This is a genomic window from Aeromonas sp. s11 (assembly GCF_040907945.1).
In the GTDB taxonomy this organism is placed as follows: domain Bacteria; phylum Pseudomonadota; class Gammaproteobacteria; order Enterobacterales; family Aeromonadaceae; genus Aeromonas; species Aeromonas veronii.
Window position 1 is genome coordinate 1 of the sequence record NZ_JBFOCU010000024.1, and the last position, 13,023, is coordinate 13,023.

Consider the following 13,023-nt stretch of genomic DNA (forward strand, 5'->3'; position numbering starts at 1 on the left):
TAAATAGCTGTTCCGAATAGTAGATCACCGGAGGAAGGGAACTCAGTCCAGTTTGTGCGATCTGATTAGTCGCTAAACAAAACAAGCCACACCCAAAGGACTGAGTTGATGCCTATCCTACCACCTCTGCCACGACCACAACGGCGCCGCATTCACAAAATCATCCATGCCACCCGTGATAAAGGACATGCTCGTCGCTTGATGGCCATCTTGCTGTTACATGAAGGACGCACGATCACCGATGTTCATCACCTTACCGGCGCTGCGCGCTCGACCATCGGTCGTTGGCTTCGGTGGTATCGAGATGAAGGCATAGATGCGCTAGAAGCCTTACCGGCTGGCCGTGCCCCAGTCTTACCTATCGCCAAGATTGTCACCTTACTGGTGCTGCTCATGCAGTTTTCTCCGCAAGATTTTGGTTATCAGCGCAGCCGTTGGTGTACTGAACTATTGGCTATAAAAATCAATCGGTTAACAGGGCTCAATGTGGCAGCCTCCACGCTCCGCCGATGGTTACCTCGTATGGGCATTGTCTGGCGCAGGCCCGTGCCGACCTTGCGGATAAAAGACCCAGCCTATCAGGAAAAAATGGCGAATATCGACGCCGCGCTGGCCCGCTGTGATGCCGATAATCCGGTGTTTTATGAGGATGAAGTCGATATAGACCTCAATCCCAAATTAGGAGCCGACTGGATGTTCAGAGCGCAGCAAAAGCGGGTTGTCACACCGGGGCAGAATGCCAAGCATTATCTGGCAGGCGTTCTCCACGCAGGCAACGGAAGGGTACTTTACGTCAGCGGGATCAAGAAAAACTCATCGCTGTTTATTGCCATGCTGGAAAAGCTGCGCCACCACTACCGACGAGCCAAAACCATCACGTTGATCCTCGATAACTACATCATTCACAAAAGCAAACAGACCGAGCGATGGTTGAAGAAGAATCCCAAGTTCTGCCTGGTGTTCCAGCCAGTTTACAGCCCTTGGGTTAATCACATAGAACGGCTATGGCACAAGTTACATGAAACCATCACGCGCAATCATCAATGCAGAGGGATGGCAAACCTGCTGGCCCGAGTGAAACACTTCATGGATACCGTGTCTCCTTTCCCGGGGAATGGCTATGGCACAGCGAAGGTGTAGCACTATTGGGATCAGTTATTTAGGTTGGACATTAGTTTCGCATGCCAATAATCAATCTTGAAAGTCATAATTACATCCGTATATTTGTTTTAAATGATCGTTTTTAGTTCGTATATTAAAAAATTTGGGACATACACTTTTTTGTTTGAGGTGTATCACCACCAAGTCCCACGCTACCGCCCGTGGATTACAGCTTCCAATATGCTCCCTTGACCCGCGCTGGCAGCAACCCATCGCAGTTCAACAGGTTCTGGATGGCTATGGTAAGCCAAACGAAACCGCCGAAGCGAGCCTTAAAGTGACTTAACTATCAGAAATTAATCATTTTTTGAGTTTGATCAGCAAATGACGCCAAAGGCTGCATTTGTGGCCATGTTGGTTACTGGCGAGAAGGGGTGTGGATTGGGGCAACCTGCTGGTCGCCCCTTGTGCTTGCCATATCCGGCGTGTTTAGGGTTAGCCGTTATAGCCGTAGCAGCGCTTGAGCTCTTCGAAGTCGTAGTAGTGGCTGCCGCTCTGGTAGGGCTGACAGCCGGTTTTAAAGGCGATCTCCTTTTCGTTGTAGAGCATCTTGACCAGCAGCTGCCGCTGCCCGTTCTGATAGATATCCCACTGAATATTAGCGGTATAGGGGGAGACCCAGCCGCCGCGCCACTCGTTGTTCTGCTGGCTGAACAGCTGATCCGGGCTGGCCCCCTGACGGCTCCCTTCCAGCTTCATCAGGGCGGCGAGGGGGATAATGGCTTCGGCGTGGGCAAAGCGCAGGGTGGCCCGTCGGCTCTGCTCGCCCTCCACCACCTGACGCTGCACCTCGCCAAACAGGCCGTCGAGCAGCGGCTGGGCAATGGCGTAGGGGGCGCTCTGGTTGGCAAAGCTCGGCCCCTTCTCGTAGAAATCTTCCGCATCGGAGAGGTAGGAGAACCAGGCAGACTCTTCCGGGGTCAGGAATTGCTCCAGCGCCCAGGGTTCGCTGCCCTGTGCCTGCGCTTCGCGGATCATGCCGGGGCCGATGATAAAGAGGTTGTAGAGCATCAGGGCGGCATCCACTTCGTCGCGCACATAGGTCATGCCGCCATCTTTCGGGTTGACGGCGACAAACTCGACGCCGCCCGCCAGATAGTCGACAAAGCCCTTGCTGTAGATACGCTCCAGCATGCTGCGAGCCATCTCTTTGGTCTTGCTCAGGTTTTTAAGCTGATCCAGCGCCTTGGCCAGCTCGGGGGCCGGGGCGATTGCGGCATCTTCGTCACCGATAAAGCGCTGGTAGCTCTCATAGGCGGGCAGGTAGCGGGCGTAATCCCCCTCGGGCGTGGTCTTGTGGAAGTAGAGCTCGAACTTGTTGATCAGCTTTTTGTCGATCTTCGAGGGGTCATCCTGCGTGAGGTAGCACTGCGCCGAGTCGCTGACATAGTTCACGTCGCGCTTGAGGCTCTCCATAAAGTAGAAGGCGCTTTCGTTGGCCCTGTCCTTGCCCGAGGTGACCACCTTGATGCAGTGGGGCTCGCTGCTGTTGAGCAGGGTCGGCAGCCGCGCCGCCAGCCGGGTAGCGAGGTTGGCGTGCTCCTCCTTGCCCAGCGCCGAGAGCAGGCCATAGCCCAGTTTCTGGTTGGCGGCCGTCACCAGATCGACCTTGCCTCCCAGCCCCTCCCCGAGGGTAGTGAGCGCCCCCTGACGCTGCGCCTCTTCCCATACCAGCTTGGTCAGCACGTCATATTTCGGGCTGGAGAGGGAGCGCGAGCCGTGGCGCGCCACCATCTCGGTAAAAACCGGGCTGAACCCCTGGGGCGCTGGCTCGTAGCTCTCCGCCTGCTGCTGCGGGCTGTAGACCGCTTTGGTGCTGTATTGGTAGGCGGTTTTGCCCTGGCTGTCGGCAGACGATTCGTTCTCTGACTGGCAGCCGCCAAGCAAGACCAGCGAGACGGCCAAAGCCACATAAGAAGAGCGCGGGAAAGTCATGATGTTCCTTATCTATCCATATGAAAAATAAGTGAAAAACTCTATGGCTTGAAAATGACCGCGGGATGTCAGCCAGATGACAGGCTGATGACTTCTGATAAAGCAGTAAGCAAGGGGAGGGGAGAGAGGATGGCTATAGGGAGGGCAATAGAGGCTCAACCAACCACTGCGCCTATCACGGCTGAGTGGTCAGTGAGCTCGTTTAGGATGGGGCTTATTGTCTTACCTGCTGCCCCTTGGCGTTCTGCAGGGTGTGAAACAGGTAGTGATCGTCCCGATCGTAATAGACGGTAATGGTGTGGCGCTGGGTGTAGTCCGCCGCGACCCCGGCTACTGTCATCGGCACCAGGATCAGCTCCCCCAGCCCCATGGTCACGGCGCTCGCCGTGGCCTGGCCATTGCCGTCAGCGCGCTTGTGGATCTTGCCGAGCACGGTAAAGCGATCGCACCCCTTGACCTGCGGCGTATCCATATATTGGCCTTGTGTACAAGGCTGCGGTTCGCCCAACTCGGCACGGATATGTTCTCGGGGTTGTCCCTGTGTCAGGGTTTCGCGAAAGCGCCCCGAATAGTGATCGATGGCGGCGGCGCAGCCACCTAGCAGCAATGGCAGCGCGAGCAGCAGCGGATGAGAAATACATACAAGACGATTCATAAGGACAAGACTCCGTTATTGCGCCAGTGACGCGCTATCTTGGCCACGTCGCTCCGGCTCGCTGCGATGCAAAAAGGTGGTCAGGGTATCGCGCGGCGGCGTGATGCCACACTGCACCAGAATCCGCCCGATGGCTCCTCTGTGATAACCGCCATGAGTCACCAGATGGAGCAACATTTCATCGCGGCTCATCTGCCCCTTGTCACCATCGACAAAGCGAAACGAGAGCGGGGTTGCCCCCTCTTGCGGGCTCAGCGACGTGACGTAATCCACCAGCCAGTTATCCAGCTTGGTGACTGCGCCACGCAGTGCGGTGAGGGTCGGCGTCTCCGGGGTATTGGTGGCGGTAAAGCTGTGGCGTTCCCCCAGCAGATTGGCCTGGAAGATGGTATCGACCACATGGATATGGTTGAAGATCCTGAGGCTGGTGTGGTGTGCCTCGCCATATTGCTGCGCATCGAGTGTGGCGATCGCATCCAGCAGTTCGCCATCGGCCCAGCGTTTGTAGTGAAAGAGGGATTGCAGTGTCTTGTTACTCATCGCGTCCTTGCCCTTGTCGCTTCGTGAAGTGCGGCATGTTAGCCAAAATAGGCTCAATACGAAACCCATTCTGTTGCAGCTTTGGCCCCCGCCATGCAAAAGCCCCGAGATCTGGCGCTTTTGGGGAAACGCCTTTTACGGGAGATCTGCCTGTTTGATTGAAGAGACAGGCACTCACCAGCCAGTGCGCTAACGGCAGGCTGGATCTGCGGGACAAATCCTGCGATGGTGCGGGCAGTTATCCGCTTGTCCCGTTATCGAGTGAAAAGGAGTTTAGATGCGCATTGCCATGATTGGTCTGGGGGATATCGCCCAAAAAGCCTATCTGCCGCTGCTGGCGAGCGATGAGCGGGTCACCCCGCTGCTCTGCACCCGTAATCCAGCGGTGCTGGAGACGCTCGCCCTCCAGTATCGGGTCGCCGAGTGCTTTACCGATGTGGCGGCCATGCTGGCCAGCCGCCCCGACGCCGTGATGATCCACGCCGCCACCGCCGTCCATCGCGAGCTGGCCGAGCTGTGCCTGCGCGCAGGGATCCCCACCTTTGTCGACAAGCCCCTGTGCGACAATCTGGCCGAAGCCGAGGCGTTGGCCAACTTAGCCATCGCGCAAGATTGCGCCCTCTTTACCGGCTTTAACCGCCGCTATCTGCCCGCCATGGTCGAGGCGCGGGCCCAGCCGCTTACCGAGCTGAACTGGCAGAAACACCGCTTCGCCCTGCCCGGCAAGGCGCGGGATTTTATGTTCGATGACTTTATCCATGTGCTCGACAGCCTCTGCTTCTATGGCGGAGTGCCGGACGGCGACTTTCATGCGGTATTGCGACCGGATACGAAGGACCGCAGCCTGTTGGCCGGGGTCAGCGTCAGCTGGCAGAGTGGGGATCGCGCCATCAGCGGCAGCATGAACCGCAGCGCCGGGATCACCGAGGAGCGCATCGATGCCTACGGCGACAATCTCTCCCTGCACCTTGAGAACTGCACCCGCGGCAGCATCGCCCGCGACAAGCAGGCGCAGATGCTTAGCCCCAGCGACTGGCAGCCGGTGCTGGCCCAGCGCGGCTTTGCCGCCATGCTGGAGCACTGGTATCAGCAGATTGAATCGGGCAAGGCAGATAGCGAGCTGATCGCCTCCTACCTGCACGGTCATCGGCTGGCGGAGCAGCTGGTGGCGCTGGCTGACAAGCGGGGATAAGGCTGGCTGGCAGCCTGAGGGATATGAATTCGAGGTGCACGAAGATAGCGCACCAAACACAACGGGGGGCCGCAGTTGCGGCCCCCCGTTGTTATGGGATGAGATGCATGGGATCAGATGCACTTCACCGGCTTGGGCAGGCCGCCAATCTTGGTCGCCTGCTTGGCGGGCCCTTCCGGGAACAGCTTGTAGAGGTAGCGGCTGTTGCCCTTCTCGGGACCGTACTGCTTTTCCATCGCCTTGACCAGCGCGCGGATGGCGGGGGAGGTGTTGAACTCCAGATAGAAGGCGCGCACAAAGCGCACCACTTCCCAGTGCGGCTCCTCAAGCGTGATCCCCTCCTGCGCTGCCAGCACCAGCGCCAGCTCCTCGCTCCAGTCGTTGCTGTTGAGCAGATAGCCCTTGGCATCGGTCTCGATGAGTTGGCCGTTGAATTCCAGCTGATGTTTTTCGGACGCAGACATGAGGGCTCCTCGCTAATGGGGCTATCAGGATTGGGCGGGCATGGTAGCGCCTTGATCCCCGGTGAGCAACCGACTCTCGTTGGCCAGATGCAGCAGCTGATCCGCCAGCTCGCTGATCAGGTTGAGCTGCTGGGTCAGCATCAGCTGCTCCTCGCTGCTGTCCGGACTTATCACCGGACACTGACCGCCGATGGAGCTGGAGGGGTTGCCCGCCAGATGACCGGCGGCCTGCTCCAGGGTGTGGCAGATGTGGTGGCGCACCTCATCCAGCCCGCTGATGGCCTCCAGCTTGTCGCGATGGGCCCCCAGCGCCGAGATGTAGGAGAGCAGGGCGTGGTTGCGCCAGGTGAGGGTAAAGCAGAGATCGAGGAAGCGGCGGCGCTTTTGCGGCTCCACCAGCATGCTCTGCCAGGCGGTAGCCAGCTCGCTGTCCGCCAGATGGGCGCTCTTGCGCGCCACCCGATAGTCGATGGACTCGTCCCGCTGCTGCTTGAGGCTTGCCAGCACCGCCGATAGGTAGCGGGCGTTGGCCGAGAGCGAATTGGCGATCAGCGTCGGCAGCCGCTTGTACTGCCAGTCCGGCCAGAGCCAGGCCACCAGCCCGTAGGAGATCAGGCAGCCGAGCAGGGTATCGAGCAGCCGCGGCCCCAGAATGGCAAAGCCGATGCCATCGAGCAGGTTGAACGCCATCAGCACGTAGAGGGTGATAAAGCAGACCGCGGCGCTGTAGTTGTTGCGTACCTGAGTAAAGAAGAGGAAGGCGGCCAGCCCCATCACCACCAGCTGGACGTGCAGCTCGGGGAACAGCCAGAGCACCGGAATACCCACCAGAATACCAGCGAAGGTGCCGAGCATCCGCTGCACCAGTCGGCGGCGGGTGGCGCTGTAGCTGGGCTGGCAGACAAACAGCACGGTCAGCAAAATCCAGTAGCCCTTTTCCAGATCAAAGGCTTGCAGTATGCCGTAGCCGATCACCAGCCCGAGTGACAAACGCAGCGCATGGCGAAACACCATGGAGTGCAAGGTGAGGTGCTGCTTGAGTTGGGTCAGCAGTGGCAGGCGGGGCGGGCGCGCCAGCGCGGGCAGCTCCTGCTCCGGCTGCTCGGGGTTTTGCAACACTTCGGCGCTGCCCAGCAGCTGATTGATGCTGGCCAGATTGCGGCGCAGGAACTTCATCGGCGTCAGCAGGGTTTTCGGGTAGTGCTGCTTGAGATTGGTGAACTCCAGCTGATCGCCGAGGGCCTCCAGTGTCCAGTGGATGCGCTTGTTATGGGCGTAGGGCTTGTGCACCAGAATGGCGTAACCGAGCCGCTGGCACGCCTCGGAGAGTTGCAGGAACACCTCCTGAAATCCTTCCAGTACTATGCCCTGCTTGAGCTCCGCCTCCAGCCGGCTGTAGGGGTAGTGGCTGGAGGTGGCGCGCTCGTGAATCTCCAGCGCCAGCAGATATAGGCGCAGCAGGCTGGCAAGCTCGGGGCTCGCCGGATGGCGGCGGCTCAGGCGGGCGTTGAGGGCCGATTTGGTGAGGGTCAGCGCGCTCACCAGATTGATGTTGAGCTGGGCCAGATTGTGGCGAATGGCCTGGGCGCCGTGCTCGTCCGCCGGGAAGAAGCGGGATTTTTCCAGCAGGTAGCGGCCAAGGGCGAAGTAGCTCTGGGCCAGCTGCTCGTGCAGGGTCTTGTAGGGCAGCAGCCAGAGCCAGATAAACGAGACCAGCCCGTACCAGAGGGCGCCAGCGCCGAGGGCCAGCGGCTGGTAGAAGAGATCCGGCGCCTTGGCTGCCCCCAGCATGGTGTAGATGGCGATCAGCAGCGAGCCGAAGCTGATGGTGGCGTAGCGGGCACCGAGCGCCCCCACCATCACGAAGATAAAGGTGGAGCTGGCGAGCCCGATGGCAAACAGCCAGGGGGTGGGGTAGAGATACTGTACACACAGGGACGCGAACATGAAGCAGATAAGCGTCATGGCGAGATTTTTGAGGCGTCCCCACAGGCTGTCGTCGGTTTCGGCGATGGCACCTGCCACTACCCCGAGGGAGAGCAGTACGGTGAGCTGGATATTACCGGTGGCCAGGGTAAAGGCGAGCAGACCGAGAATGGCCAGCAGCACTTTGAGAGCGAAGTAGATGTGACTATCGGTCAGCAGTCGGCGCAGCAGGCCAGAGAGATCCATCGGCATGAGACAGGTGAAACCCTTGATCGAAACGAGAGCGAGATAGTAACTCGCCAAGCGCGAAGTGGCCCTGATCCNCCAAATCAGGGCCACTTCGCTTCATATCCTTGATTTACAACTTATCCTGACAGAAAGAGGAGCCAATAAAAACCCCGCCGAAGCGGGGTTTCTGATTAGTTGCGGTTGCCGCCAAGCAGGCTCAGCAAGCTCAGGAAGATGTTGTAGATGGAGACATACAGGGTGACGGTGGCGGAGATGTAGTTGGTCTCGCCGCCGCGCACGATCTGCTGGGTAGTCAGCAGGATGGCACCGGAGGAGAAGAGCATGAACATGGCGGACAGGGCCAGGCTCAGGGCGCTCATCTGCAGGAAGATGTTGGCAATCATGGCCACCAGCAGGACCCAGAAACCGACGAACAGCATGCCGCCGATGAAAGAGAGGTCACGCTTGGTGGTCAGGGCGTAGGCCGACAGACCAAAGAAGGTGAGCGCGGTGCCACCGAGGGCCGTCATCACGATCTCGCCACCACCATTGTTCATGTACATGTTGATGATGGGGCCCAGGCTATAGCCCAGCAGACCGGTCAGGGCGAAGGTGAAGACCAGCCCCATGCCGTTGTTACGATTCTTCTCGGTCAGGAACATCAGACCGTAGACACCGATCAGGAACACGGCCCAGTGCAGCGGCGGCATGTTCATCACGGTAGCGACCCCCGCCACCACGGCAGAGAAGCCCAGAGTGAGGGAGAGCAGCATATAGGTGTTACGCAGCACCTTGTTGGTATCGCGTACGGCACTTTGGGTGCCAGTGTAGATAGAACGGGTATCCATCTTGGGTGTCCTCTTGATGTCCGGGTGAGACGGCGAGCAGCCGCCTCGTGATCGCTGTTTGTTACTGCATGTTTACGCATTGTATGTAGAACAAATAGGGATGACGAGGAACAATTTCAAGCCACCTGCCATTTTGCTCCCGCACACTATCCCACAGGAAATATGTATTGCATATGAACAAGGGCTTAGCGTAGTATGCACGCCGTTCGGAGGGGTGGCAGAGCGGCTGAATGCACCGGTCTTGAAAACCGGCGATGGGCGACCATCCGTGGGTTCAAATCCCACCTCCTCCGCCATATTCAAAGAGAAAGCCCAAGCGATCCAATCGCTTGGGCTTTTTTGTATCTGCCGTATTTGGCATTTCAACGGACACGTCACATGGACGATAAAAATGGCTCGGGTTGTCCCTGAGCCATTTTCACCTTGAATGATGGCTAGATCCGCCCCTGATAGCGCAGGGGGAAGCGGCCCTGACTGTCGGGCTGGCCGAGGAAGGGGAGCCCCTGTTGCATCTGTGGCGGCAATTCTGGGCCCGGCTTCAAGGTGCCCTGGAACAGGTATTGGCCATTGGGTTGCAGCTCGAGGCGACCCATGGTCTGCACCGCATCGGAGCCCTGTTTGAGTTCGGCCACCAGTTTGGAGTCGAGGCAGGTGAGTTTCAGCTCAGGATCGGCCAGATCCAGCTTGCCCGCCGGGGTATCGGCACTGGCGCTGTACCAGTCGAGGTTGCCGTAGAGGTTGTCACACCAGGGGTTGCCCTGAGCAAACTGTTCCACTTTGAGCTGCAGCTGGCCGCTGACGGTGAGCGGGATCGGCAGGCGCATCGGCACCCGGCTCAGCAACCAGGGGGCCGGGGCGTTAAGGGTCAGATCCCGGCCGAAGGCGGCGCCATTCCAGCCGACAACGCCCTGACCATTGAGCCCGTTGCGATCGCCAAAGCGAATGGCCACTTCGGGGGCGAAGCGCAGCAGTGACCAGCCGTTGAGATCCCAGCGCAGCTGGTTCACCGATTCGCTGGCATATTGCAGTCGGGCAATCTGGCCATTCCAGAGGGTGCCGCTCACCCCTTCCAGTTTCAGCAGGTTGGCAACATTGGCAGGCAGCGGCAGATGGCGCGCCACCAGTGCCGCGGGCAGGGTGGCCAGCAGGAAGAGCAGATAGGTGGCCAGAAACAGGCTGGCAATCAGGATGCGTTTTTTCATTGTGGACGACTCAACTGCAAACGTCTGACCTTGACCAGACCCGGGGCCAGATCCTCGCGGGCGATCTCGATGATTTGAACCTGAATGCCGTGCTGCTCCACCAGCGTGGAGAGCCAGAGCAGCAAGTCATCGAACTGGACCGTATCGATCCACACTTGCAGCTCCTGCGCCTGGGGTTGCAGCCGGGCAATCTTGATCTTGTGGTTGAAGGCGGTGCGATTGACCACCCCTTCCAGGGTGCCGCTGGTGTCGATCTGGCGACCCGAGCCCCCCTGCATGGCCAGCACCTCTTCACCCTTCTCCTTGAGCCAGGCGAGGGTCTGCTGCTGGTTTTGCACCTGCCGCTCCCGCTCTGCGATGCGGTTGGCGATGGGCTGCCAGACGATCCAGTAGAAGAGACCGACCAGCAGCAGAACGCCGCCTGCGACCACCAGCCGCTGTTCCCGTGCTGTGATGCCGTGCCACCAGCTCTGCAATTTTTCCATCATGATGATTTACCCTTGAGCACCAGTGCGCCCTCTACCTTGCCCTCGGTGCTGCGCACCTCGCCTTGCTGTACCTCGAATTGCTTGCCGGCCAGCTCGCGGAACCGCTCGATCTCGGCAAAGCCGGGGGCGGTCACCTGCAGCCGCAGCTCGCGGCGACTGGCATCAAAGCGCATCACCTGTGGTTTCAGGCCGGGGACTTCGGCAAAGGTGGGGGCCAGCTCGGTGAGCATCAGCAGCACGCCGTTTTGCGGGGCTTGTCCCATCTGTTGCAGATGCTGGTTCATCTGGCTGCGCACGTTCACGATGCGGTTTTCACCCGGGAAGATGCGGGTATAGACGGCACGGATCTCCGCTTTCAGCGCCTTGTCCTGCTCGGTGAGCTGATAAAGCTGCACCCCGCGCTGGCCGAGGGCCACCAGCAGCAACAGACCCGCGGTGATGGCTACCTTGCGCCACTGCAACCAGTAGCGGGCATATTCGGTCTGCGGTCGGTAGGGACCGGTCAGCAGGTTGGCCCGGCAGATGAGGGCCCCTTTGGCCAGCAGCAGCATGGGGAGTTCGGGCTCCGCCGCCTGCCAGTTGGCGGTGGCAATGGCGGGTACCGGGGTGTGGCTGTGAATGGTAATCGGCTCGACTTCGGTTGCCAGCAAGATGGCTAGCAGCGGTTCGTCGGCGACGATCCCCTGACAGGGGCCCTGGCGTACCAGCCACTCGCTGCCGAGTTGCAGGGCAGACCAGCCATCAGCGGCCTGTGGCAGCGCCAGCACATCGGGCAGCAGTTGCAAGCTCTTGAGGCCAGCGGCATCGAGCCAGCCGAGCCACTCGCCCATCTTCTGCCGATCCACCGCCATCAGATCCACCTGCTGGCCCTCATGGGCCAGCACCACCAGATGGAGCTCGTCCACATCGGAGGCGATCTGCTCCTCCAGCAGGTAGGGGAGGGCCGCCGCCGACTGGCGGTTGTAGCGACCCGGCAGGGTGACGCGCCGGAAGATCAGATCGCTGCCCGGCACCAGGGTGACCACGGGGCGGCCACCGGCCCGCTCCTGCAGCTCGCCCAGGGCATCGGCCGAAGGCAGGGTGCCGGAGGCGATGATCTCCTGCTCCTGACCGGACCAGACCAGCCAGGCTACGGGTTGTTGTTTATTGGTCCCCAGTCGGATGACCAGACTTTCGCTCACGCATCTCTCTCCTGCGATACCGGTTTGCAAAGGGCTTTGTGCGCCCAGGCAACCGGTGCGCAGCCCGCAGGCTGCATCCAACATCTCTCGTACCCGCGGGCGATGGCCTGCAGGTGCGCTGTTTATTCGGCGCCGCTACTGAGGCGGCGCAGCATCACCAGTTTATTGTCCTTGCCCCGCTGGAACAGGGTTTCGAGCCAGGCCCGGTTATCGCCGACCTCGGCCACGACTCGGGCTTCGAAGAAGTCGCTCTTGACCACCAGCGCCTCTTTCAGTCCTTTCACCGAATCGACCGGAGCAAGCATGTCTGTCATCAGCTTGCTCTCTTTCCACCCCTTCTGTGGCCGCTCGTTCAGCACCCGCTTGGCGTCATCCAGCCCGATAGTGCCCAGATAGAGGGCGACCAGCAGCTCGGGGCGCTGGGGGGCAAGGGTATTGATATTGATCTTCAACTTGTCGTTGGGCAGGGTGCAGACATAGGGGGCCAGTTTGGCATAGACCCGGGCAGTCACCCCGCGCACCGCCCTCAGCTCATCCTTGCCCAGCATCCACTGGTTGGCGGTCAGATAGGGTGGCTTGAGCCCCTCGTAATAGGCGTCCTCTGCGCCAAGGCTGGAGACCAGCACCGTATCCTTGTCAGTCCAGTCACGGATGGCGTCGGTGAGCTGGGCCGCCTCGTAATCATCCATCGCCAGCTGCTTGAGCAGTTCGCGAAACACCTGCACCGGATAGGGCTGCTGCGCCAGCTCCTCGCCGCTCCCCGCCTTGGAGGCCACGCTCAGGCTGTTGAGGTTGAAGCAGGATTGCAGGTCGGTCACCTCGCCCTTGAGCTGGCCATCGTCCACCGGAAACACAGTGTTCTTGCGGGCCCAGTTCTGGCTGAGGTTGACCACCTCGGGGTTGTCCTTGAAATCCTGCGTCAGCACCTTGCTTACCAGCGCTTCTGCCGAGAGGGCATACCACCATGCCTGTTTGCCGGTGGTGATGTTGGCGGTGCGGCGCAGCTCAAGCTGCAGGCGGCCGCTCATATTGCTGGCGATGATCACCATCACCGAGAGGATCAGCAGCACCACCAGCAGCGCCATGCCGCGCTGGCGACCGGGAGCGGCGAGATTAGCCCGCATTGGCGCCCCCTCCGTTCTGGCTGTCACCATTACCGCCATTGGTATTGCCGTTGCCGCCGTTGCTCCCGTTATTGCTGTT

The 13,023-nt window shown here is 59.9% G+C and carries 12 protein-coding genes and 1 tRNA gene; 3 read left to right on the forward strand and 10 right to left on the reverse strand.

The features are described from left to right. Nucleotides 1–108: 108 nt before the first annotated feature. The gene (locus AB5Y84_RS06435; protein ID WP_001809438.1) at nt 109–1,140 is read left to right on the forward strand and encodes an IS630-like element ISAhy2 family transposase; all 1,032 of its coding nucleotides are present in this window, start codon (nt 109–111) and stop codon (nt 1,138–1,140) included. Nucleotides 1,141–1,596: 456 nt separating this feature from the next. Here AB5Y84_RS06435 and AB5Y84_RS06440 read toward each other — a convergent pair whose 3' ends face one another. The 3 genes from AB5Y84_RS06440 to AB5Y84_RS06450 all read right to left on the reverse strand — a co-directional run bounded on the left by AB5Y84_RS06440 (nt 1,597) and on the right by AB5Y84_RS06450 (nt 4,291). Next, nucleotides 1,597–3,096: a histidine-type phosphatase gene (locus AB5Y84_RS06440; protein ID WP_368176605.1), complete on the reverse strand. Its 1,500-nt coding sequence runs from the start codon at nt 3,094–3,096 to the stop codon at nt 1,597–1,599. A 214-nt stretch (nt 3,097–3,310) separates the two neighbouring features. Beyond that, nucleotides 3,311–3,751 (reverse strand): hypothetical protein, encoded by a 441-nt coding sequence (locus AB5Y84_RS06445; protein WP_368176606.1) that lies wholly within the window; start codon nt 3,749–3,751, stop codon nt 3,311–3,313. Between the two features lie 15 nt (nt 3,752–3,766). Beyond that, a complete protein-coding gene (locus AB5Y84_RS06450) occupies nt 3,767–4,291 on the reverse strand; it encodes a DinB family protein (RefSeq protein WP_184232527.1) in 525 nt (174 codons plus the stop codon). A 277-nt stretch (nt 4,292–4,568) separates the two neighbouring features. Between AB5Y84_RS06450 and AB5Y84_RS06455 the strand changes: the two genes are divergently transcribed. Next, nucleotides 4,569–5,483 (forward strand): Gfo/Idh/MocA family protein, encoded by a 915-nt coding sequence (locus AB5Y84_RS06455; RefSeq protein WP_368176607.1) that lies wholly within the window; start codon nt 4,569–4,571, stop codon nt 5,481–5,483. A gap of 113 nt (nt 5,484–5,596) precedes the next feature. On the opposite strand, the gene AB5Y84_RS06460 is transcribed toward AB5Y84_RS06455, so the two are convergent. The 3 genes from AB5Y84_RS06460 to AB5Y84_RS06470 all read right to left on the reverse strand — a co-directional run bounded on the left by AB5Y84_RS06460 (nt 5,597) and on the right by AB5Y84_RS06470 (nt 8,949). Then, complete coding sequence (locus AB5Y84_RS06460; RefSeq protein ID WP_019446869.1) at nt 5,597–5,947, reverse strand: TusE/DsrC/DsvC family sulfur relay protein; 351 nt, start codon at nt 5,945–5,947, stop codon at nt 5,597–5,599. Between the two features lie 24 nt (nt 5,948–5,971). After that, on the reverse strand, nt 5,972–8,125 hold the full coding sequence (gene yccS, locus AB5Y84_RS06465) for a YccS family putative transporter (protein ID WP_108571638.1): 2,154 nt from the start codon (nt 8,123–8,125) through the stop codon (nt 5,972–5,974). A 167-nt stretch (nt 8,126–8,292) separates the two neighbouring features. Next, a complete protein-coding gene (locus AB5Y84_RS06470) occupies nt 8,293–8,949 on the reverse strand; it encodes a Bax inhibitor-1/YccA family protein (protein WP_005338308.1) in 657 nt (218 codons plus the stop codon). 208 nt (nt 8,950–9,157) lie between these two features. On the opposite strand from AB5Y84_RS06470, the gene AB5Y84_RS06475 reads away from it, so the two are divergent. Continuing rightward, a tRNA-Ser gene (locus tag AB5Y84_RS06475) sits at nt 9,158–9,245 on the forward strand. A 138-nt stretch (nt 9,246–9,383) separates the two neighbouring features. Here the strand turns inward: AB5Y84_RS06475 and exeN are convergent. The 4 genes from exeN to exeK form a co-directional block, all read right to left on the reverse strand. Next, complete coding sequence (gene exeN / locus AB5Y84_RS06480) at nt 9,384–10,151, reverse strand: GspN family type II secretion system protein ExeN (RefSeq protein WP_368176608.1); 768 nt, start codon at nt 10,149–10,151, stop codon at nt 9,384–9,386. Continuing rightward, entirely contained in the window at nt 10,148–10,639 is a 492-nt protein-coding gene (gene exeM, locus AB5Y84_RS06485; RefSeq protein WP_216977266.1) for a GspM family type II secretion system protein ExeM, read from the reverse strand. Before exeM ends, exeN begins: the two co-directional genes overlap by 4 nt. Beyond that, entirely contained in the window at nt 10,636–11,820 is a 1,185-nt protein-coding gene (exeL, locus tag AB5Y84_RS06490) for a GspL family type II secretion system protein ExeL (RefSeq protein WP_064338469.1), read from the reverse strand. The genes exeM and exeL overlap by 4 nt, the downstream gene beginning before the upstream one ends. Nucleotides 11,821–11,942: 122 nt before the next feature. After that, complete coding sequence (gene exeK / locus AB5Y84_RS06495) at nt 11,943–12,944, reverse strand: GspK family T2SS minor pseudopilin variant ExeK (protein ID WP_083243736.1); 1,002 nt, start codon at nt 12,942–12,944, stop codon at nt 11,943–11,945. Between the last annotated feature and the right edge of the window lie 79 nt (nt 12,945–13,023).